At 68.3% G+C, this 20,570-nt stretch carries 17 protein-coding genes; 8 read left to right on the top strand and 9 right to left on the bottom strand.

Annotation, left to right across the window (positions count from 1 at the left end; translation table 11 throughout):
- Positions 1–26: 26 nt before the first annotated feature.
- The 5 genes from IB269_RS23960 to IB269_RS23940 all read right to left on the bottom strand — a co-directional run bounded on the left by IB269_RS23960 (position 27) and on the right by IB269_RS23940 (position 4,768).
- A complete protein-coding gene (locus IB269_RS23960; protein WP_013804788.1) occupies positions 27–737 on the bottom strand; it encodes an ABC transporter ATP-binding protein in 711 nt (236 codons plus the stop codon).
- Complete coding sequence (locus IB269_RS23955; RefSeq protein ID WP_012207823.1) at positions 734–1,513, bottom strand: ABC transporter ATP-binding protein; 780 nt, start codon at positions 1,511–1,513, stop codon at positions 734–736. The genes IB269_RS23960 and IB269_RS23955 overlap by 4 nt, the downstream gene beginning before the upstream one ends.
- Positions 1,510–2,502: a branched-chain amino acid ABC transporter permease gene (locus IB269_RS23950; protein WP_192368504.1), complete on the bottom strand. Its 993-nt coding sequence runs from the start codon at positions 2,500–2,502 to the stop codon at positions 1,510–1,512. The genes IB269_RS23955 and IB269_RS23950 overlap by 4 nt, the downstream gene beginning before the upstream one ends.
- Positions 2,503–2,507: 5 nt before the next feature.
- Positions 2,508–3,368, bottom strand: a complete 861-nt coding sequence (locus IB269_RS23945) for a branched-chain amino acid ABC transporter permease (RefSeq protein WP_012207821.1) — start codon at positions 3,366–3,368, stop codon at positions 2,508–2,510.
- 194 nt (positions 3,369–3,562) lie between these two features.
- Positions 3,563–4,768: an ABC transporter substrate-binding protein gene (locus tag IB269_RS23940; protein ID WP_096914536.1), complete on the bottom strand. Its 1,206-nt coding sequence runs from the start codon at positions 4,766–4,768 to the stop codon at positions 3,563–3,565.
- A gap of 244 nt (positions 4,769–5,012) precedes the next feature.
- Here IB269_RS23940 and IB269_RS23935 point away from each other — a divergent pair, with 244 nt between their 5' ends.
- On the top strand, positions 5,013–6,029 hold the full coding sequence (locus tag IB269_RS23935; RefSeq protein ID WP_192368503.1) for a FadR/GntR family transcriptional regulator: 1,017 nt from the start codon (positions 5,013–5,015) through the stop codon (positions 6,027–6,029).
- Positions 6,030–6,142: 113 nt separating this feature from the next.
- The gene (locus IB269_RS23930; RefSeq protein ID WP_013804784.1) at positions 6,143–7,159 is read left to right on the top strand and encodes a Bug family tripartite tricarboxylate transporter substrate binding protein; all 1,017 of its coding nucleotides are present in this window, start codon (positions 6,143–6,145) and stop codon (positions 7,157–7,159) included.
- 79 nt (positions 7,160–7,238) lie between these two features.
- Here IB269_RS23930 and IB269_RS23925 read toward each other — a convergent pair whose 3' ends face one another.
- On the bottom strand, positions 7,239–8,597 hold the full coding sequence (locus IB269_RS23925; RefSeq protein ID WP_013804783.1) for an aspartate aminotransferase family protein: 1,359 nt from the start codon (positions 8,595–8,597) through the stop codon (positions 7,239–7,241).
- 245 nt (positions 8,598–8,842) lie between these two features.
- On the opposite strand from IB269_RS23925, the gene IB269_RS23920 reads away from it, so the two are divergent.
- Positions 8,843–9,811 carry a LysR family transcriptional regulator gene (locus tag IB269_RS23920; RefSeq protein ID WP_063328572.1) on the top strand — a complete coding sequence of 323 codons (969 nt, stop codon included), beginning with the start codon at positions 8,843–8,845 and terminating at the stop codon, positions 9,809–9,811.
- Positions 9,812–10,238: 427 nt separating this feature from the next.
- Here the strand turns inward: IB269_RS23920 and IB269_RS23915 are convergent, their stop codons facing one another.
- Positions 10,239–10,499, bottom strand: coding sequence for a DUF2061 domain-containing protein (locus IB269_RS23915; protein WP_013804781.1), 261 nt, complete (start codon positions 10,497–10,499; stop codon positions 10,239–10,241).
- Positions 10,500–10,649: 150 nt separating this feature from the next.
- Between IB269_RS23915 and IB269_RS23910 the strand changes: the two genes are divergently transcribed.
- From IB269_RS23910 to sigJ, 5 genes are all read left to right on the top strand, one after another.
- Complete coding sequence (locus tag IB269_RS23910) at positions 10,650–14,420, top strand: PAS domain S-box protein (protein WP_192368502.1); 3,771 nt, start codon at positions 10,650–10,652, stop codon at positions 14,418–14,420.
- A complete protein-coding gene (locus IB269_RS23905; protein ID WP_012207812.1) occupies positions 14,417–15,418 on the top strand; it encodes an HD-GYP domain-containing protein in 1,002 nt (333 codons plus the stop codon). The genes IB269_RS23910 and IB269_RS23905 overlap by 4 nt, the downstream gene beginning before the upstream one ends.
- 94 nt (positions 15,419–15,512) lie before the next feature.
- Positions 15,513–16,037, top strand: a complete 525-nt coding sequence (locus tag IB269_RS23900; RefSeq protein ID WP_099732635.1) for a GNAT family N-acetyltransferase — start codon at positions 15,513–15,515, stop codon at positions 16,035–16,037.
- A gap of 90 nt (positions 16,038–16,127) precedes the next feature.
- A complete protein-coding gene (locus IB269_RS23895) occupies positions 16,128–16,628 on the top strand; it encodes an NUDIX hydrolase (RefSeq protein WP_012207810.1) in 501 nt (166 codons plus the stop codon).
- 70 nt (positions 16,629–16,698) lie between these two features.
- Positions 16,699–17,640, top strand: a complete 942-nt coding sequence (gene sigJ, locus IB269_RS23890; protein WP_192368501.1) for an RNA polymerase sigma factor SigJ — start codon at positions 16,699–16,701, stop codon at positions 17,638–17,640.
- A gap of 8 nt (positions 17,641–17,648) precedes the next feature.
- On the opposite strand, the gene IB269_RS23885 is transcribed toward sigJ, so the two are convergent.
- A complete protein-coding gene (locus IB269_RS23885; RefSeq protein ID WP_180318412.1) occupies positions 17,649–18,863 on the bottom strand; it encodes a DUF1501 domain-containing protein in 1,215 nt (404 codons plus the stop codon).
- Positions 18,864–18,881: 18 nt separating this feature from the next.
- Positions 18,882–20,459 carry a DUF1800 domain-containing protein gene (locus tag IB269_RS23880; protein WP_192368500.1) on the bottom strand — a complete coding sequence of 526 codons (1,578 nt, stop codon included), beginning with the start codon at positions 20,457–20,459 and terminating at the stop codon, positions 18,882–18,884.
- Positions 20,460–20,570: the final 111 nt, after the last annotated feature.

The following is a 20,570-nucleotide window of genomic DNA, read 5'->3' as shown; positions in this document are numbered from 1 at the left end:
CTCCTGGGAATGCGAAAAGCGGTGGATCAGGCGATCCCTACACCGAGATACCGGTCCTTGATGGCGTCATCGGCCAGGAAAGCGGCATTGCCTGCCTCGTGCGCAATCGCACCCTGTTCGATGATGTAGTGGCGGTCGGCCAGCTGGGTGCAGACCTCCAGGTTCTGCTCCACCAGCAAGATCGCCACGCCAGCGGCCTTGATGGTCTTGAGCTGGGCCACGATCTCCTCCACGATCACGGGCGCCAGGCCCTCGACGGGCTCGTCCAGCATGAGCAGGCGCGGCGCGTTCATCAGGGCGCGGCCTATGGCCAGCATCTGCTGCTCGCCGCCCGACAGCTGGCCGCCGCCGTTGCCGCGCCGCTCCTTGAGGCGCGGGAAGATGCGGTAGATGTCGGCCAGTTGCCAGGGCGAGCGTTTGCGCTGGCCCAGCAGCAGGTTCTCCTCCACCGTGAGCAGTTTGAAGATGCCGCGGTGCTCTGGCACCAGGCAGATGCCGCGCTGGGCCACCTGGTGCGTGGCCAGCCGGTGCACGGGTTCGCCGCCGAAGCGGATCTGCCCCTGCGAGGGCTGCATCACCCCCGCGATGGACTTGAGCGTGGTGGTCTTGCCCGCGCCGTTGCGGCCCAGCAGCGTGACCAGCTCGCCGTCCTGCACCTGCAGCGACACGCCCTGCAGCACATGGCTCTTGCCGTAGTGGGCGTGTATGCCCTCGACCGAAAGCAGGGGACCGCTCATGCCTTTCCTCCCGTGATCATGTTGCCCAGATAGGCGCTGCGCACGCGCTCGTCGGCGCGGATCTCGTGGGGCAGTCCTTCGGCCAGCACGCGGCCTTGCTGCATGACGGTGATGGTGTCGGAGATGTCCATGACGATGTTCATGTTGTGCTCGATGAGGACCACGGTGTGCTCGTCCCTGAGGCCCTGGATCAGGCGCTTCATCTCGTCCAGGTCGTCGATGCCCATGCCCGAGGTCGGCTCGTCCAGGAAGATGGCCTTGGGCCGTGCGGCCAGGGCCATGCCCACCTCCAGCCGCCGCTGCTGGCCGTGCGAGAGGTTGCCGGCCGGCGTGTCCGCATGGCGCTCCAGGCCCAGGCGCGACAGCACGCTGGCCACGGTATCGGCCAGGGCGCGAGCACCCACGGGCGCGTTCCAGCAGTCCAACGCCCTGGCGGGGGCCACGCCCTGTGCGGCCAGGCGCAGGTTCTCGCGCACGGGCAGGGTCAGGAACAGGCTGGTGACCTGAAAGGACCGTGCCATGCCACGGCGCACGCGTCGGTGGTCGGGCTCGCGCGTCACGTCGTGGCCGTCGAAGACGATGCGCCCGCCGCTCACGCTCTTGGTGCCCGTGAGCATGTGGAACAGGGTGGTCTTGCCCGCGCCGTTGGGGCCGATCACCGAATGAACGGTATGGGCGCGCACCTTGAGGTCCACGCCGCCCAGGGCGACGAACTTGTCATAGCGTTTCTCGACGCCCACGGCTTCGAGCAGGATGGGAGATGCTGCGGCGCTCATGCCTGGCCTCCTTTGGTTTGTGCAGCGGCCGCCTCGGCATCTGCCGGCCCTTTGCGGCGCACCAGGGCCCACAGGCTCTCGCCCAGGCCCCACAGGCCGCGCTGCAGGCCCAGGCTCACGATCATCAGCACGACGCCCAGCAGCAGCAGCCAGCGCGGCCACAGGGTGGACAGCCAGTCGCCCAGCAGCACATAGAAGGCCGCGCCCAGCACCGAGGCCAGCAGGTTGCCCGTGCCGCCGATCACGGTCATCACCAGGATCATTTCGCTGGTGTGGTACTCGGCGTTGGACAGCGGGGCGATGCCCGTCATCATGGCGTGCAGCGCGCCGGCCAGGCCCGTCACGGCGCCCGAGATCACGAAGGCCTGCAGCTTCAGCAGCCTCAGGTCGTAGCCCACGGCGGCGGCGCGTTCCTCGTTGTCACGCACGGCCAGCAGGGTGCGGCCGAACATGGAGTCGCAGACGCGGCGCAGCAGCCAGAACACCACCAGAAAGAGCACGGCCACAAAGCCGTAGTACTGCCAGGGCGTGGCCAGCGGCCACAGCGTCTGGCCGGCCACCGCGAGGGCGGGGCGGGGCACATCGAGCAGGCCGTTGTCGCCGCCGGTGATGTCCGTGGCCGAGTAGGCCAGAAAATAGAACATCTGCGCAAACGCCAGGGTGAGCATCACGAAGTAGGTGCCGCGCTGGCGTATGGCCACCCAGCCGACGATGGCCGCGCCCACGGCCCCCATGGCCGTGGCGGCCAGCAGGGCCAGCGGCATGGGCAGGGGCCAGCGCGTCAGCAGCAGGGCGATGGTGTAGCTGCCCAGGCCGAAGAAGATGCCCTGCCCGAAGGACAGCAGCCCCGTGTAGCCCAGCAGCAGATTGCAGCCCATGGCCGCAAGGCCGAAGATCAGCACCTCGCTGGCCAGCGAGCCCGACTGCATGCACAGCGGCATGGCCACCACGATGGCCAGCGCGAGAAGGAGATGGGAATGCCTGGTCATGGTCTTCATCCTTTGCGGCCCAGAAGGCCATGGGGTCGCAGCAGCAGCACGGCGGCCATGGCCACGTAGATCATCAGGCGCGCGCCCTCGGGCCACAGCGTGCTCATCACGCTTTGCACGATGCCGATCAGCAGGCCGCCGACCAGGGCGCCGCCGAAGCTGCCCAGCCCGCCCACGACCACGATCACGAAGGCCACGCCCAGCGCCTCCACGCCCATGAAGGGCTCGGCGCCGCGTATGGGTGCGGCCAGCACGCCGGCCAGCGCCGCCGTGGCCGCGCCCAGCGCGAACACCAGGCTGAAGATGCGCAGCACGTTCACGCCCAGCAGGGACACCATCTCGGTCGATTCGCTGCCCGCGCGCACCGCACTGCCCAGCCGCGTGCCCTCCAGCAGCCACCACAGCAGCACGGCCAGCACGGCGGTGAAGCCGATCACGAACAGCCGGTACTTGGGATAGACGAAGCTGCCCCACATCACCACGCCCTGCAGCAGATCGGGCACGGCCACACTGTCGCCCAGCGGGCCCCATTGCACGATCACCAGCTCCTGCACCACCAGGGCCAAGCCCACGGTGACGATGATGTGGAACTCATGCGCCTTGGCATACACATGGCGCAGCATGAGTTTTTCCACCAGCCAGCCCAGCGCGCCCACGGCCAGCGGCACCACGACCAGGGACAGCCAGAAACTCATGCCCCAGCGCGTCATCTGGTAGCAGAAATAGGCGCCCAGCAGGTAGAAGGCACCGTGCGCGAAATTCACGAAACGCAGCAGGCCGAAAACGATGGACAGGCCCACGGCCAACAGGAAATACAGCATGCCTATGCCGATCCCGTTGATGGTCTGAAGCAGATAGATGCTCATACAGGGTCCGAAACGATGGACGAAGGAGGCGAAGTGCCCGGTGGCTCTGAAGCACGCCGGTCATGGTGCTGTGCCTATGAAACTGGCGCGACCTAAGTGAGGGACACCGAGGAAGGGCCGCCCCGCACCGAGGGTGTCGTCCCCCTCCCGCGAAGCGAGAGAGGGGGAAGGCGCGCAGCGCCTCAGGGGGAGCCCTAAACCAGCTTGCAGCCGGTCTGGTCTACGGGCAGGAAGGACTTGCCTGAGCTGACCACATCCACGTAGTCGTCCTTGTTCTTCATCTTGGACTTGGCCTTGCCCTTGAGCAGGTAGTAGCTCTTGAGCACCTGGTGGTCGGCCTTGCGCACCTCTTCCTCGCCCGTCAGGCCCTGGTACTTCATGCCTTCCAGCGCGGCGACCACGGCCTTGGGGTCGGCCGTGCCGGCCTTGATGATGGCGTCGATCATCAGCTTGGTGCAGATGTAGTGGCCGGCCAGGCTGTAGTTGGGATTGGCCTTGAACTTGTCGTTGCAGCGCTGCACCAGATCGCGGTTGAGCGGCGTGTCCACCGTGTGCCAGTACTGGGCGCCGAAGTACACGCCGTCACACAGGTCGGCGCCCAGCGATTCGAACTGCTCCAGCCCCGAGGCCCAGGCGATCAGGATGGTCATGTTCTTGTTCATGCCGAAGCTGATGGCCTGGCGCAGCGTGTCCGAGGACTGGGCGCCGAAGTTCAGCAGCAGCAGCACGTCGGGCTTGGCGGCCACGGCATTGGTCAGGTAGCCGCTGAACTCCTTTTCGGTCAGCGAGTGGTAGCTGTTGCCCACATGCTCGATGCCCTTTTCCTTGAAGATGTTCTTGGCCGCCGTCAGCAGGCCGTCGCCGAACACGTACTGCGGCGTGATGGTGTACCAGCGCTTGGCCTTGGGCAGGGATTCGACCAGCGGGCGCACGGTCTGCTCGATGGCGCCGAAGGTGGGTGCCGACCAGCGGAAGGTGGCGCTGTTGCAGTCCTTGCCCGTGATCTCGTCGGCGCCTGCGGTGGTGATGAAGATGCCGCCGGCCTTCTCGGCCTCCTTGCCCATGGCCAGCGCCTCCGACGACAGGATGCCGCCTGCGAAGAAGCGCGTGCCCTGCTGCTGCGAAGACTCCTGCAGCTTGCGCACGGCCGTGGCGGGCTTGCCCTCGGTGTCCAGCACGGTGTAGGCCAGCGGGCGGCCCAGCGCCTTGCCGTATTGCTCTATGGCCAGCTTCATGCCCAGATCCGCGTACTTGCCGTTGGCCGCGAAGGCGCCCGACATGGGCACGGGGCAGGCGAACTGGATGCTGTCCTTGGACTGCGCCCAGACGCTGCGGCCCAGGCCCAGCGATGCGGGCAATGCGCCCAGTGCCGAGAGTTGCAGGAGGTGACGACGTTGCATGGGATCTCCGTGATGGGAACTGAAGGCGCGGCGGCCCGGGTACTCTTTTCAGAGCAAGTTGCATGCCAGTCGAAATGGGTGCGTGCAGGCTCCTTGATTCATATTTATAGTGATAAATAGAAGAAATAGGGCGCGTGCTAACCCTAGGCGGGCACGGCCACGCGCCATGGCGGTGCATACTGCACCAAACCCGCATTCAGACTGGGCGCGGACACGATCCGGTGCCCTTCCGGAGAACACAACAATGGATACACCCAAGTCGCCCTCCCTGGCAATCCGGCAGCTCAAGCGCCCGGATCTCGTGGCCCAGGAAATCAAGCGCCTGATCACCGAAAAGAACCTCAGCCCCGGCGACCGCCTGCCGCGTGAAAGCGAGCTGCAGGCACAGTTCCAGGTCAGCAAGGGCACGATCCGTGAGGCCCTCAAATCGCTGGAAGTGCAGGGGCTGATCACCATCTCCACCGGCCCTTCGGGCGGTGGCACGGTCGTCGAGGTGCCGCTGGACCGCACGCTGCAGTTCATGCAGAACTACCTGTTCTTCCAGGAGGTGACCATCGACGACATCTACACGGTGCGCCAGATGCTGGAGCCCGAGCTGGCGGCAGGCGCCGTGCCCCATCTGACCGAGGCGGATTTCGACGCGCTGGAGCACAGCATCGCCTGCTGCGACCCCACGCAAAGCAGCGAGGACCTGGTCAGCCAGCGGCGCGAGGACGTGAACTTCCACGACATCCTTGCAGCAGCCAATCCCAACCCCTTCCTGCGCTTCACCTGCGAGCTCATCAACGAGATGATTCGCCAGCTCATCGTCTTCGCCAACCGCACGCCCCAGTCCGAGCACCGGCGCTTTGGCGAGGCCAATGCCCGGATCCACCGCGACATCGTGCAGGCCGCACGCGAACGCGATGCCGTGAAGGTGCATGCGCTGATGCAGCAGCACATGCGGGACGCGGCCAGCAGCGTCAAACGCATGAAGGGCCGCATCCAGGGGCGGCTCATCCTGGATGCCGACAGCCTGCGCAGCCCGCGTCCGCAACGTGCCGTGCAGCCGGTGGAAAAGCCTGCGATGGCAGTGCCAAGGACTGCACCAAAAAAGGCACCGAAACCGGCAGCAAAAGCAGCGCCAACAACAACGGCAAGGCCGGCCGCAAAGACCGCCGCAAAAGCCGTCGCGAAGACCACCGCAAAGGCGGCTCCGAAGGCGCCCGCCAAGCCACTGCCGGCGCGTCCCGCCGCCGCACGCAAGCGCGCGGCCTCCTGAACTGTCCCGCGCCGGTCATTGCTGGCCCAGGCCAGGCGTTTCGCGCCGCCCGCTGCTGGTATGCTGCCGCGCGCTCGGCCTTCACGCATTCCACCCCCTCACGAGACAACAGCATGAGACAAACCCCTTTCGCATCTTCCCGTACCCCTGCCCTGTGGCGCGCCCTGGCCGGCGGCCTGGCGCTGGCGGCCACGCTGGCGGCGCCCCTCGCCCATGCCCAGGGCGCAGGCAGCTATCCGTCCAAGACCATTCGCCTGGTCGTGCCCTTTGCGCCTGGCGGCTCCACCGACATCCTGGGCCGCCTGCTGGCGCAAAAGATGGGCGAGAGCATGCACACCACGGTGGTGGTGGACAACAAGCCCGGCGCCAACGGCACCATCGGTTGCGACCTGGTGGCCAAGGCGCCGGCCGACGGCTACACCGTGGTGCTGGGCGATGTGGGCTGCATGGCCATGGCCAAGGGCCTGTACACCAAGCTGCCCTATGACCCGCTGCGCGACTTCGCGCCCATCAGCCTGGTGGCACGCAGCCCGCTGGTGCTCACCGTGGGCGCGCAAAGCCCGTTCCACTCGCTCAAGGAGCTGACGGCGGCGGCCCAGGCCCAGCCCGGCAAGCTCAACTACCCCTCGTCGGGCACGGGCGGCCCCAACCATCTGGGCGCCGAGCTGTATGCCATGCAGGCCAAGGTCAAGATCGGCCACGTGCCCTACAAGGGCAGTGCGCCTTCCGTGGTGTCGCTGGCCGCCGGCGAGACCGACTTCGGCTTTCTCACGGCCGTGACGATTGCCGCGCAGCTCAAGGCCGGCAAGGTGCGTGCCCTGGCCGTGGCCCACAACGAGCGCCTGCAGTCCATGCCCGACGTGCCCACCATGTCCGAGGCCGGCCTCAAGGACTTCACGGCCGATGCCTGGTTCCTCGCGGCCGTGCCCGCAGGCACGCCCAAGCCCATCGTGGACCGGCTCTACGCCGAGATCGCCAAGGCCCTGCCCGCGCCCGAGGTCAAGGAAAAGCTGGACGCCATGGGCGTGCTGCCCTCGGGCCTCAAGCCCGATGCCTCGGCCCAGTTTCTGCGCGTGGAAGTGGACAAGTGGCGCGATGTGATCAAGAACGCGGGCATCACGCTGGACTGACTTCGCAGCCTTGCCGTTGCCATGTAAAAAGCCCCTGCGGCCTCACGGCCCAGGGGCTTTTCTCATGTGCCGGAGATGCTCAGTTCGTTTCCGTCAGGGCATCGCCCAGGGCGCTGACCAGCCGCTCGATCTCGGCCTTCTCGCTGATGAAGGGCGGCGCGATCTGGATGGTGTCGCCGCCGTAGCGCACGTAAAAGCCCTTGTCCCAGCACTTCATGGCGATCTCGTAGGGCCGGCGGGCCGGCTCGCCGGGCAGCGACTCGATGGTGAAGCCCGCCGCCAGGCCGAAGTTGCGGATGTCGGCCACATGCTTTGCTCCCTTGAGGCTGTGCACGGCCTGCTCGAAGAACGGGGCCAGCGCGCGCACGCGGCCCGGGCCGTCCTCGCGCTGCAGCAGGTCCAGCGCGGCCACGCCTGCTGCGCAGGCAATGGGGTGGGCCGAGTAGGTGTAGCCGTGCGGGAACTCCAGCATGTACTCGGGGCCGCCGGCCGCCATGAAGGTGTCGTAGATCTCCTTGCTGGCCACCACGGCGCCCAGGGGCTGGGCGCCATTGGTCACCTGCTTGGCGATGTTCATGATGTCGGGCGTGACGCCGAAGGCCTCCGCCCCCGTCATGGCGCCGCAGCGGCCAAAGCCCGTGATGACCTCGTCGAAGATCAGCAGGATGTTGTTCTGCGTGCAGATCTCGCGCAGGCGCTGCAGATAGCCGGCCGGCGGAATCACCACGCCGGCCGAGCCCGAGAAGGGCTCGACGATGACGGCCGCGATGTTGCTGGCGTCATGCAGGGCGATCAGGTCCAGCAGCCGGTCGGCCAGCGCGCGGCCATCGGTGGTGGGCATGCCTTTGTGGAAGGACCCCAGCGCTGGCTGCGTGTGCGGCAGGTGGTCGGCCTCCACGCCCTGGCCGAAGGTCTTGCGGTTGCCCACCATGCCGCCGACGGAGATGCCGCCGAAGTTCACGCCGTGGTAGCCCTTCTCGCGCCCGATCAGCCGGGTCTTGCCGCCCTGGCCCTTGGCACGCCAGTAGGCGCGCGCCATCTTCAGCGCCGTGTCGGCCGCCTCCGAGCCCGAGCCCGTGAAGAACACATGGTCCAGGCCTGCAGGCGTCAGCTCCTTGATCTTGTTGGCCAGCGCGAACGAGGCCGGGTGGCCGAACTGGAAGGCCGGCGCATAGTCCAGCTGCTGGGCCGCGCGGCCGATGGCTTCGGCGATCTCGCGGCGGCCATGGCCCAGGCCCGAGCACCACAGGCCCGACAGGCCGTCGAAGATCTTGCGGCCGTCGGCATCGGTGTAGTAGGCGCCCTGGGCGCTGGTGATCATGCGCGGGCGCGCCTTGAACTCGCGGTTGCCGGTGAAGGGCATCCAGTGGGCGTCAAGCCAGGCGGCATCGGTGCGCGTGGCGGCTGCAGCGCCTTGTTCGGTGGGAACCAGGGTCATGGTGATCTCCTCGGGCCGGGAAAGAAATAAAGGAACCGGCCCATTGTGATCGTGCCTTTTGATTTCTCGAAGTGCGTGATATCGAGGTTCACTTGCGGATTCCTGCAAGTGAGCAGGGGTTTGCCGGTCCGGGCCCGGAGAGCGCGCATTGTGGGAATCCATGGCCGTCTCCGCCCTGGTGCTCGCCTATAGTGGCTCCCCTGTAGTGGTGGCCGGTTCAGGCGGGCACCGGGAGGCGAAGGGCGATGGCGGATTTTTCGATGGACAGCACCCCAGGCCGCCCGGCGCGGGACGGGCGCGCGCGCGCCGCGCTGGGCCAGCTGGGCGACATGGACCTGCGCCTGCTGCGCGTGTTCAAGGCCGTGGTCGAGTGCGGCGGCATGTCGGCTGCCGAGCTGGAGCTGAACATCGGCAGCTCCACGCTGAGCCGCCATATGAAGGACCTGGAGGAGCGCCTGGGCCTGACGCTGTGCCGGCGCGGGCGCGCGGGCTTCGCGCTCACGCCCGAAGGCCACCGCATCTATGAGGCCACTTTGCAACTGCTCGGTGGCGTGGAAGGCTTCCTGGGCCAGGTGGACGACATCCATGGCCGGCTGGCCGGCACGCTGGACGTGGCGCTGTTCGACAAGACCGTGGGCAATCCGCAGTCGCGCATTCCCGAGGCGATCGGCGTTCTGCACGACCAGGCGCCGCAGCTGCATCTGCGCCTGCATGTGGCCTCCATCCAGGCCATCGAGCGGGGGCTGATGGAGGGGCGCTGGCAGGTGGGCGTGCTGCCATCGGCACCCAGTTCGGGCGCGCTGGACAGCGCCCGGCTGTTTGGCGAGCGCATGCAGCTGTATTGCGCTCCCGGCCATCCGCTGCATGGCGCCGACCATGGCGGGCTGGACTGGGACAGCCTGGGCGCTCATGCCTTCGCAGGCCTGGGCTACCAGTCACCCAACATGGCGCTCAGCCACCAGGCCGGCCTGCAGCGCCAGGCCACGGGTTTTGACCAGGAGGCCATTGCCATGCTGGTGCGATCGGGCCGCTACCTGGGCTTTCTGCCCGATCACTATGCACAGGCCATGCAGGACCAGGGCCTGCTGCAGGCCGTGGCACCGCACCGCTTTTTCTATCTGTGCGATTTCTTCGCGGTCTGGCGCAATGCCGTGGCCCCTGGGCGTGCGGCCCGGGTGTTCATTGACGCCCTGCTGTCCGTGCACCATGGATGAACGGGTTCATCACAGCCTTGGAAAGAGGAAAATCACAGATTTGATATCAGGATGTGCACAGGTTTTTGCACAGCTTGTGCTCAGGTTTTTGCAGCGTATGCGCTTGACAATGTTTGGCATTGTGGCCGGGGCCAGGGCTTCAGTCCGCCCCGATTGCGCCGACATGCATGCATGGATTCCGTGTCGGCCCTGGGCCGTACGAGCAGCGCCTTGATACCAACGATTTCGCATTTCCCGGGTTCTTGCCACCATGCGCCGCCATGTCCACCTCTCTTGCCGCCACGGCAGGGCCGGGTTTCAGCCCGTGCCGCCATCGACCATCCTGGCCAGGGTCTCGGCCAGCCATTTCCCGAATGAGTCTGCGCCAAGGGGCTGCATGGGTGTCGGCATGGGCATGGGCATGTTCATCTCCGCGCTCCCGGCAGGCTCAGGCTGCGGCCGTGGGCGGCGCCATCGCGGCGGCGGCATCGGCACGGCGGCGCAGGCCCCGTTCCCAGAGCTTTTCATGAAAGAAGAAGGCCACGGCCTGGACGGTGGGCTCCAGCAGGCTGAGCGTCAGCGCGGCCCAGAGGTTGCGGGTCACGGCATAGGCCACGGCCGCCGCCACCGTGACGTGGATGACGTAGTAGCTGGCGGTTTTCATCAGCGTGTGGCGGTGGTGGTGCAAGGTCTGGCGGATGCGGGTCATGGTGCTTTCCTCGGGGCTTTTCTCGTGATGAGACTCCATGCTAGGTGTGATCAATAGCTGCGGCCAATCGAAAATGATTATCAAAGACATGAAGACTATCGATGGCGGGCAGGCAGGTGCCGTGGCCTTGTGCCATTCAGGGGGGGCGCCATGAATTGGGACGAGATCTTCGTGCTCGGATGGGCACCCCATCCGCAGTGGTTCCAGTGGCTGCATCCGGGCCTGGTGGCGCTGTCGGTGGGGGTGGCCGTGGCCACGTCGATGATGGCCATGCAGATCGCGGGGCTGGCGCGCAATGCCGCCTCGCCCCGGATACGCCGCACCGGCGTGCTGACCGGTGCCTTCTGCCTGGGCGCCGGCATCTGGGCCATGCACTTCATCGGCATGCTCGCCTTCGTGCCCTGCACCTTCGGCGACTACGACCCCTGGATCACCGCGCTGTCCATGCTGCCCAGCATGCTGGCGTCCTGGCTGGCGCTGACGCTGATGGTGCGGCCCCGGCTGTCCGCCCAGGCGCTGGTCGGCGGCGGCGTGCTCATGGGGCTGGGCATTGGCTCCATGCACTACATCGGCATGGCGGCGGCCCAGACCTGGAGCCTGATGCTCTACGACCCCTGGGGCGTGCTGCTGTCGGTGATCGTGGCCGCCACCATGGCCATGCTGTCGCTGTGGGTGCGCTTTCGGCTGGGCAACACGGGCCGCCTGTGGCCCACGCTGGTGGCCGGCATAGTCATGGGCCTGGCCATTTCCTGCATGCACTATGCGGGCCTGTACGCACTGCGCCTCAAGCCCGGTATCGATGCACTGGCGCAGCAGGAGGCGCCCACGCATGCGCTGCTGGTGTTCTCCATCGTGGGCGTGGTGGTGCTGATCTTCGGCCTGGTGCTCGCGGTCAACATGACGCTGCGCTACCGCCAGATCTACCGGCAGGTCCAGCGCAGCGAGTCGCGCCTGCGCGCCGTGGTGGATACGGCGGTGGACGGCATCGTGATGATCGACGGGCGCGGCAGCATCGTCTCGTTCAACGGCGCGGCCGAGCGGCTGCTGGGCTGGACGGCGCAGGAGGTGCTGGGCCGCAGCGCCAGCCTGCTCATGCCTGCGTCGGGCTGCGATGGTGAGGGCGGCTCGCTGGAAAAGCAGCTGGCCGCGGGCTTTGCAGGCCTGCTCGGCTCCAGCCGCGATGTCCATGCCCTGCACAAGGACGGCACGCAGATCGCCGTGCGCCTGGCCGTGGGCCGGGTGGCGATTGCGGGCGATCCGCTGTTCGTGGGCTTTGTGACCGACATCCGCGAGCGCCGCCAGATGCTGCAGTCGCTGCGCCGCAGCGAGGAGCAGTACCGCACCCTGATCAACAACGTGCCGGGCACCACCTTCCGCTGCCTGTATGACGGCAAGTGGACGCCGCTGCTGCTCAGCCGCTCCATCAAGGAGCTGACCGGCTGGACGGAGCAGGACTTCACGGACGGACTCACGGGCTGGGACCGGCTCATCCATGCCGAGGACCGCGACCGGCTGGAGGCTGCGGTCTCGCATTCGCTGTCACGGCGCCAGACCTACAACGCCGACTACCGCCTGCTGCACCGCGACGGCAGCACCCGCTGGGTGTCCGAGACCGGGCGCGGCGTCTTCAACGAGCACGACGAGCTGACCTGGATCGACGGCGTGATCATGGACCAGACGGCGGCGCGCGCGCGCAATGCCGAGTTCGAGGGCACGGTGCGCGCCATCGACCTGTCGCTGGCCACCATCGAGTACGACCTGCTGGGCCAAGTGCTGCGCGCCAACCGCAATTTCCTGGACCTGTTCGGCTACCGGCTCGACGAGGTCGTGGGCCGCCACCACGGCATGTTCTGCGAGCCCGGCTATGCCCACACGCCCGAGCATGTGCAGTTCTGGCGCCGGCTGGCCGAGGGCGAGTTCCAGGCTGGCGAATTCCTGCGCTGCGGGCGCGAGGGGCGGCGCATCTGGGTGCAGGCCACCTACAACCCCATACGCGACGCCGATGGCCGGCCCTACAAGATCGTCAAGCTGCTCACCGACATCAGTGCCCAGCGCAAGCTGGCCCAGGAGCTGGTGCTGGCCAAGGAGCATGCCGAGGCGGCCGCCGCCGCGCGCAGCACCTTCCTGGCCAACATGAGCCACGAAATCCGCACGCCCATGAACGCCATCATCGGCTTCACCGAGGCGCTGCGCGAAACCGCCCTGCAGCCAACGCAGGCGCGCTACCTGGACACGGTGCACTACGCGGCGCGCTCCATGCTGCGCCTGCTCAATGACATCCTGGACACGGCCAAGCTCGACAAGGGCGCGGTGGAGCTGGAGATCGAGGATTTCTCGGTGCGCGAGCTGTGCCAGCAGATTCTGGCGTCGCTGCGCATCACGGCCGACCGCAAGGGCCTGGACCTGCGCCTGGACTACGACCCGCACACACCGGCCGCGCTGCGTGGCGACGGCATGCGCGTGCAGCAGATCCTGGTGAATCTGCTGGGCAATGCCGTGAAGTTCACCGAGCGTGGCCATGTGCTGCTGCGCGTGCGCTACGAGCAGGGCGTGCTGCAGCTCGATGTGCATGACACGGGCATCGGCATCGCGCCCGAGAAGATCCACCGCATCTTCGACCCCTTCGCCCAGGCCGACGCCTCGACCACGCGGCGCTTTGGCGGCACGGGCCTGGGCACGACCATCTCGCGCCAGCTGGCCGAGCTCATGGGCGGCAGCATCCAGCTGCACAGCACGGTGGGCGTGGGCACGGTGTTCGAGGTGCGCCTGCCCCTGCCGGTCGGCGAGAGCCCGCTGTCCGAGCGCGGCGCGGCCAGCCGCGGCCTGCCGCCGCTGCACATCCTGGCCGTGGACGATGTGCCCGAGAACCTGGAGTTGCTGCAGATCAACTTCTCCAGCCAGAACCACCAGATGGCGCTGGCGCATGACGGCGCCGAGGCGCTGCGCTGCGTGCAGGCGCAGGAGCCGCCCTTCGACGTGGTGCTGATGGACCTGCAGATGCCGGGCATGGACGGCCTGGCGGCGGCGCGCGCCATCCGCGTCTGGGAGCGGCAACTGCAGCGCCGGCCCGTGCCCATCGTCGCGCTGTCGGCCAGCGTGCTGGAGAAGGACCGCAGCGACGCCAGCGCCGCCGGCATGGACGGCTTTGCCTCCAAGCCGCTGGACATGGCACGGCTGCAGGCCGAGATCGCGCGGCTGCTGTCGCTGCAGGTGGCGCTCAAGGAGGCCAGGCCGCCCGCGCCCGCCAGCGCCCAGGCGGGGCTGCCCGATGTCACGGTGGACTGGGCCTCGGGCATTGCGCTGTGGGGCCGGGTCGATCCGCTGGTGGCCGCCATTCGGCGCTTTCTGAACGAGCAGCTCGACCTGGCCGATCGCCTGCGCCGCGCCCTGCAGCGCCCGGGGGCCGAAGCCCTGGTGGGCCTGGCGCACCGCGTGCGCGGCGCGGCAGGCAACCTGGGGCTGCAGGCCGTATATCGCCTGGCATCGCGCCTGGAAGGCCATGCGCAGGATGGCGCCCCGCAGCCCCAGCTGCTTGCCCTCATCGACCAGTTGCAGCAGGCGCTGGATGCGGTGACGCAGGAGCTGCGCCAGCGCCATCCGGCCGCCATGCCGGTGGCCGAGGTCGCGGGCCAGGCGCTGCCCGGCGGCACGGCACCGGCGCCGCCCGTGGCCGATGCCGGGCCGCAGGGCGGCGCGTCCTGCCTGCCGGCCGATGCACGGCCCTGGCTGGAGCGCATCGTTGCCGCATTGCAAAGCGGGGAGCTGGACGGGCAGGCCATGCAGGCCCTGGTGCGCATGCTGACGGCCGAACAGCTGCAACCACTGCAGCAGGCACTGGATAATTTCGACTTCGAGCGTGCGCAGGAATGCGCCCAGCAGCTGCAGCAGCAACTGCCCTCGATCGATGGAGACAGAGCATGAATGCGCCCAATCTACTGGCAACGGACAAGCGCCCGCGCCTGCTGCTGGTCGATGACGACCCGACCAACCTGCATGTGCTGCGCCAGATCCTGGGCGAGGACTACCGGCTCTCGTTCGCCACGGACGGGCGCAAGGCACTGCAGCTGGCACAGCACCAGCCGGACCTGATCCTGCTGGACATCATGATGCCCGAGCTCGATGGCTACGCCGTGTGCCGCCAGCTCAAGGCACAGGCCGACACCGCCCGCATCCCGGTGATCTTCATCACGGCCCTGTCGGACGGGCAGGACGAGGCGCTGGGCTTTGCCTCCGGCGCGGTGGACTACATCGTCAAGCCTGTGCGTGCGCCCGTGGTGCGCGCGCGGGTGCGCAACCACCTGTCGCTGGTCAAGCTCGACGAGTTGCGCAGCACGCGGCTGCAGATCGTGCAGCGCCTGGGCCGCGCGGCCGAGTACCGCGACAACGAAACCGGCATGCACGTGATCCGCATGAGCCACTACGCAAAGACGTTGGCGCTGGCGGCCGGCTGCACCGACGAGTGGGCCGACGACCTGCTCAACGCCGCGCCCATGCACGACGTGGGCAAGATCGGCATCCCCGACGCCATCCTGCTCAAGAACGGCCCGCTGACGGCCGAGGAATGGACCGTCATGCGCCGCCATCCGCAGATCGGAGCCGAGATCATCGGCGAGCACGATTCCCAGGTGCTGCAGATGGCCTACAGCATTGCGCTGACCCATCACGAGAAATGGGACGGCACGGGCTACCCGCAGGGCCTGGCGGGCGAGGACATTCCGCTGGCCTCGCGCATCGTGGCCGTGGCCGACGTGTTCGACGCGCTCACCACGGAGCGCCCCTACAAGCACGCCTGGACCGTGGACGACGCCATGGAGCACATAGAGCAGCAGGCCGGCGCCCATTTCGACCCGCGCCTGGTGCCGCTGTTCATCGGCCTGCGCCCGCAGCTGGAAGACATACGCGAGCGCTGGAAGGATTGACCGCACCGGCAGCACCGATTCCGGCAGGGCATGCTGGGGCATGGGCCATCGCTTACCCTGGCGGGCCTGCCATCGCCGCTCAAATGACCTGTCCATGTCTTCTCCCCCGTCCCTCGCTGGCCGCTTCCATGTCCGCGCACTGACCGCTGCCGACCTGTCCGATCTGCTGCACATCCAGCTGGCCTGCTATGGCGCGGACTATGCCGAGAGCGGCGAGGTCTTTGCGCGGCGCCTGGCCAGCGCGGCGAACTGCTCGCTGGCGCTGGAGCAGGGCGGCCGGGTGCGCGCCTACCTCGCGGCCTACCGCAGCCTCATGGCCAAGATCACGCCGCTGCACGGTGACTTCGAAGCCGTGGAACAGGCCGACACCCTCTACCTGCACGACATGGCCGTGCACCCCGACGCTGCAGGCCAGGGCCTGGCGCGCGCGCTGCTGGCGCCGCTGTGGGACAGGGCGCGTGCCGAGGGCCTGCGCCATACGGCCCTGGTGTCGGTGCAGGGCTCACGCGGCTACTGGGAGCGCCATGGCTATGCCGTGCAGGCACTGGCGAACCCGCTGCAGCAGCAGCGCCTGGACAGCTATGGCGACGGTGCGCTGTACATGGTCCGGCCGCTGTAGGGCGCGGTGTCGCGTGGGTGGCCGGCAGGGCGTGTTGAGGGCGTGTTGATGGGGTTTTGGCCGGGGACGTGCTGGCCGCCTCTGGTCATAATGCGCGCCATGCCCGATCGCTGGAAACCCAATGTCACTGTGGCGGCCATCATTGAGCGCGATGGCCGTTTTCTGCTGGTGGAAGAAGACACGGCCGATGGCGTGCGCTACAACACGCCCGCAGGCCATCTCGACCCGGCCGAGTCGCCCATCGCCGCCTGCGTGCGCGAGGTCGATGAGGAAACCGCGCACGACTTCGTGCCCACGGCCCTGGTCGGCATTTACCTGAACCGCTTCGTGCGCACGCGCACGGGTTCGGACATCACCTATCTGCGCTTTGCGTTCACGGGCGAGCTGGGCGACTTCCGGCCCGGCCAGCCGCTGGACGACGGCATTCTGCGCACGGTCTGGATGACGCTGGACGAACTCAAGGCCTGCGCAGCCCAGCACCGCAGCCCGCTGGTGATGCAAAGCATCGAGGACTACCTGGCCGGCCGCCGCTATCCGCTGGAGCTGATCCATACCGATCCCAGCGTGATGCAGGCTCCGCAGCCCCACTGAGTCACCAAGGCACCGAGCACCATGCCGGCCCTGTCTGTCACAAAACGCCACGCTCCCGCGTCTTGATGGCATGCAGACCTCCTCCGCCCCTGACGATCCCCTGGCGCTGTTTGAGCGCCACCGCCCGCGCCTGTTCGGCCTGGCCTACCGCATGCTGGGCCAGCGCGCCGATGCCGAAGACCTGGTCCAGGAAGCCTGGCTGCGCTGGCATGGCGCCGAGCGCGCCGGCATAGAGCAGCCCGAGGCCTGGCTGGTCTCCGTGACCACGCGCCTGGCCATAGACCGGCTGCGCCGCCTGCGCGCCGAGCGCGAGCACTACCAGGGCTTCTGGCTGCCCGAGCCCCTGGTCCAGCCCTGGGCCGAGGAGGCCGCGCCCTCGGCCGAAGACCTGCTGGAGCGGGCCTACGACGTGTCCACGGCCCTGATGTTCGTGCTGGAGCAGCTCACCCCCGACGAACGTGCGGCCTTCCTGCTGCGCGAGATCTTCGATGCCGACTATGCCGAGGTGGCCCAGGCCCTGGGCCGCAGCGAGGCCGCCTGCCGCCAGCTCGTGCACCGCGCCCGCAGCCATGTGCAGGCCGGCCGCCCGCGCTTTGCGGCGCCGCCCGAGGCCCATGCCGCGCTGCTGCAGCGCTTTGCGCAGGCCGTGCAGGGTGGAAACTTCGCGCAGATCCAGGCGCTGTTCGCGCCCGATGCCGAGCTCATCAGCGACGGCGGCGGCAAGGTGCCCTCGTTCGGCCGCGTGCTGGAGACGGGCCGGCGCCTGGCCCTGCTGTACTTCGCCACCACGCGCCGCATGCGGCGCAACGGCCAGCAACAGAGCCTGCATCTGGCGCGCGTCAACGGCCTGCCGGGCCTGCTGCGCTGCATCGACGGCGAACTGGAGTCCGTGCAGACGCTGCTGGTCGAGGACGGCCTGATCCGCTGCATCTACACGCTGCGCAACCCCGACAAGCTGGCCGGCGTGGCCGTGCCGGCGCCACTGCCGTTCCCTGCAGGCCCTGCAGCGTAGCCAGATGGTCAGATGAACTGAAGATCGCGGGGCGTGACGCCCTCGAACACGCGCTGCAGCTGGGCCGGGCTCAATCCATACATGCGCTGGAACAGGCCGCCCAGCACGGCGCGGTACTCGTTGAGCACGGGATGGTCGCGGTTCTGGAACAGGTTTTTCTGGTTGACCTCGACCTGCTCGCCCACGATGCGACCGCCCGCGCGCGAGGACAGCCCGCCGCCCAGCAGCCAGTAGGTCGTGCCGTGGCCGTGGTCCGTGCCCTTGTTGCCGTTCTCGCGGAAGGTGCGGCCGAACTCGCTGATCACCACCACCACCGTATGCCGCCAGGCCTCGGGGCCGATCTCCTGGGCAAAGCCGGCCAGGCCCCGGCCCAGCTCGTCCAGCCGCCCGGCCAGCGCGCCCGTGGCGCCGCCCTGGGCCACGTGCGTGTCCCAGCCGCCCACATCGACAAAGCCCAGGTCGAAGCGATCGCGCATCAGGGCCGCCATGCGCTGCGCCACCAGGGCAAAGCCGCGTGCGCTGATGGCATTGCGCCCGGCCTGGTCCATTTCCTCCTGCACGCTGCGCTGCACGGCATCACGCACCGCAAAGCCCTCCTGCACGGCCGGGCCCAGGGCAGTGCCCGCATACATGGCGGCAATGGCCTGGCTGCGTCTATCGTCCAGGCCGCCCTTGCCCACGGATGCCAGCGCCATGTTGGCGGCCGGCAGGCTGCCGCGCAGCAGCAGCGGAAGCTGGGGCGTGAAGGCCATGGGCGATACCGCCGTGCGGCCATCCTGTCCCAGCACCTGGGCCAGCCGGTTCAGAAAGCCCGACTGGTAGCTGCGGCGCCCGTCCAGGCCCTGGCCCAGCTCGATGGAGTCCTGCGTCTCGAAATGGCTGCGCGACAGGTCGTGCGTGCCCGCAAAGGGCACAAAGCAGGCCTGGCCTGCCTGGAACAGCGGGTGGATGCTGTCCTGCAGCACCGGGTGCAGGCCCCAGCGGTCGTCCAGCGCCAGGGCGCCCCGGGCCTCGCCGGGCCGGGCAATGGCGATGCTGGGGCGGGCCTCGTAGTAGAAGTCGCTGTGCGTGGGCACGAGCAGATTGCTGCTGTCATAGGCGCCGCGCAGGAACACCAGCAGCAGGCGCGGCGTGGCTGGCCGGGGCGTGGCGGCCTGCAGCCGGCCCAGGTGGGCGGCAAAGGGCAGGGTGGAGGCCAGGGACAGAAAGTGGCGTCGCTGCATGGACAGTCTCCCCGGGGGTCACCGGAACATCATTTCGGGTGCGGACAGGAAGTAGGTATTCCAGTCCGCCGGATTGCGGGCCTGGGCCAGTGCCGCCTGCGTGGCCTGGCTCCACTGCGGCAGGCGCTGGCGCACGCTGGCCAATTCCGACAGCGTGGGGTAGGGCGGCTTCTCCAGCGCGTCTGCGGGGTCGGCGCGGAACAGCACGGCGCTGCGCGTGGCGATCTGGCGCGCCACCTCGAAGCGCGCCGCCATCTGGCCCGAGCTGGCCCAGTCGGACTGCATCTGCGGATAGCCGTCCGGCGTCTCGTGCGCATAGAGGTTCTGCCCCAGCCGGTTGACCCAGCCCAGCACCGGCGCCACGTCGGCCGCCACGCGCTGGTCCACCGACAGCCGCGTGGCGGCCAGCACGTAGTGCAGCGGATCGCGGAACTTGCGGCCGAAGCGGGCGGCCTCGGGATCGGCCAGCAGCGTGGCCACGGTGGCCGCGATATCGCCCCGGCTGCGCGTGAAGGCCTGGGCCGTGCGCTGCACCAGGGCGGGCGGCGGATCGTCGGCAATGAAGAACACCGCCAGCTTGCGCGCGATGAACTGCGCCGTGGCCGGCGAGGCGACGATGCGGTCCAGCGCCTCCTGGACCTCGGCCATGCCGCGTGCGTGCAGGGGCTGGCCCAGGAAGGTCTTGGGGCCGTAGTCGTGCCGGTTGGGGTTGAACTCGAAAAAGCCCGAGCGCAGGTAGTCGCCCTGGCGCTCGGGGCGCATGCGCGGCGGTGGCGTGCCGGCCGGCTGCAGGCTGATGCCCACGCCGGTCAGGATGCGCGCCATCTCCTGCACATCGGCCTGGGTGTAGCCGCTGCCCACGCCCATGGTGTGCAGCTCCAGCAGTTCGCGCGCGTAGTTCTCGTTGATGCGGCCTGCCGCATTGCTGGCGTTGTCCAGGTAGCGCAGCATGGCCGGGTGGCGCAGCGAGGCCTCCAGCAGGCTGCGAAAGCTGCCCAGCGCATGCGGGCGTATGGCCTGCTCCTCGTAGTCGCCCACCCAGGCGCGGATATCGGCCTTGCGCAGGCTGACGCTGAAATGGTTCATCCAGAACCAGGTCATCTGCTCCTGCAGCTGTGCCGGCGAGTACAGCGCGCGGATCACGAAGCGCTTCTGGGCATCGTTGCCCAACTGGTTCAGCGTGCGCTGGTAGGTCTGCTGCAGCGTGGCCTTTTCATCGGCCGATGCCGCCTCCTGCACGGCCTTGCGCTGGGTCTCCAGTTCCAGCAAGACCTCGTTCATGGGGCGCTGGCTGATGGCCAGCTGGTCAATCCGCTGCTGTGCCTGCGGCGGCAGCGGCCGGGGGCCGGGCTGCAACTGCCGGGTCAGCCAGGCCTTGAGGCCCAGGCGCTGCAGCTGTGCATCCTCGCTGTCGGTGGCGCCCCAGGTCACGCGGTCCAGCCATTGCTGGCGCTGCGCGGCGGTGAGGGGCGCATCGGGCAGGGCATGGAGTGCAGGCGTTGCGGAGGAGGGCGGCGCCTGCAGGGGCGCGCAGCCCGTGGCCAGGGTGATGGCGCAGAACGTGAGAGCGATGGCGAACGGCGATGTGCGGCGCATGGTGTCTCGGTGGGTAGGGGGCATCCATTGGATGCCAGCATCCTCCGCCCATGTGCTTCGCCCTGTAAAGCGCCGGTAGCAAAAAGTAAAAGGCAAAAAAAAGCGGAGTGC

The organism is Delftia sp. DLF01 (assembly GCF_014852125.1).
Lineage (GTDB): Bacteria > Pseudomonadota > Gammaproteobacteria > Burkholderiales > Burkholderiaceae_C > Comamonas > Comamonas acidovorans.
The sequence above is the reverse complement of the archived record's forward strand: the minus strand, read 5'-3'. Positions and strand labels throughout refer to the sequence as shown.

What these genes read in the sequence shown, in the direction of transcription:
- IB269_RS23960 (WP_013804788.1), bottom strand. Translation starts at nt 737, where the DNA reads ATGAGCGGTCCCCTGCTTTCGGTCGAGGGCATACACGCCCACTACGGC.
- IB269_RS23955 (WP_012207823.1), bottom strand. Translation starts at nt 1,513, where the DNA reads ATGAGCGCCGCAGCATCTCCCATCCTGCTCGAAGCCGTGGGCGTCGAG.
- IB269_RS23950 (WP_192368504.1), bottom strand. Translation starts at nt 2,502, where the DNA reads ATGACCAGGCATTCCCATCTCCTTCTCGCGCTGGCCATCGTGGTGGCC.
- IB269_RS23945 (WP_012207821.1), bottom strand. Translation starts at nt 3,368, where the DNA reads ATGAGCATCTATCTGCTTCAGACCATCAACGGGATCGGCATAGGCATG.
- IB269_RS23940 (WP_096914536.1), bottom strand. Translation starts at nt 4,768, where the DNA reads ATGCAACGTCGTCACCTCCTGCAACTCTCGGCACTGGGCGCATTGCCC.
- IB269_RS23935 (WP_192368503.1), top strand. Translation starts at nt 5,013, where the DNA reads ATGGATACACCCAAGTCGCCCTCCCTGGCAATCCGGCAGCTCAAGCGC.
- IB269_RS23930 (WP_013804784.1), top strand. Translation starts at nt 6,143, where the DNA reads ATGAGACAAACCCCTTTCGCATCTTCCCGTACCCCTGCCCTGTGGCGC.
- IB269_RS23925 (WP_013804783.1), bottom strand. Translation starts at nt 8,597, where the DNA reads ATGACCCTGGTTCCCACCGAACAAGGCGCTGCAGCCGCCACGCGCACC.
- IB269_RS23920 (WP_063328572.1), top strand. Translation starts at nt 8,843, where the DNA reads ATGGCGGATTTTTCGATGGACAGCACCCCAGGCCGCCCGGCGCGGGAC.
- IB269_RS23915 (WP_013804781.1), bottom strand. Translation starts at nt 10,499, where the DNA reads ATGACCCGCATCCGCCAGACCTTGCACCACCACCGCCACACGCTGATG.
- IB269_RS23910 (WP_192368502.1), top strand. Translation starts at nt 10,650, where the DNA reads ATGAATTGGGACGAGATCTTCGTGCTCGGATGGGCACCCCATCCGCAG.
- IB269_RS23905 (WP_012207812.1), top strand. Translation starts at nt 14,417, where the DNA reads ATGAATGCGCCCAATCTACTGGCAACGGACAAGCGCCCGCGCCTGCTG.
- IB269_RS23900 (WP_099732635.1), top strand. Translation starts at nt 15,513, where the DNA reads ATGTCTTCTCCCCCGTCCCTCGCTGGCCGCTTCCATGTCCGCGCACTG.
- IB269_RS23895 (WP_012207810.1), top strand. Translation starts at nt 16,128, where the DNA reads ATGCGCGCCATGCCCGATCGCTGGAAACCCAATGTCACTGTGGCGGCC.
- sigJ (WP_192368501.1), top strand. Translation starts at nt 16,699, where the DNA reads ATGCAGACCTCCTCCGCCCCTGACGATCCCCTGGCGCTGTTTGAGCGC.
- IB269_RS23885 (WP_180318412.1), bottom strand. Translation starts at nt 18,863, where the DNA reads ATGCAGCGACGCCACTTTCTGTCCCTGGCCTCCACCCTGCCCTTTGCC.
- IB269_RS23880 (WP_192368500.1), bottom strand. Translation starts at nt 20,459, where the DNA reads ATGCGCCGCACATCGCCGTTCGCCATCGCTCTCACGTTCTGCGCCATC.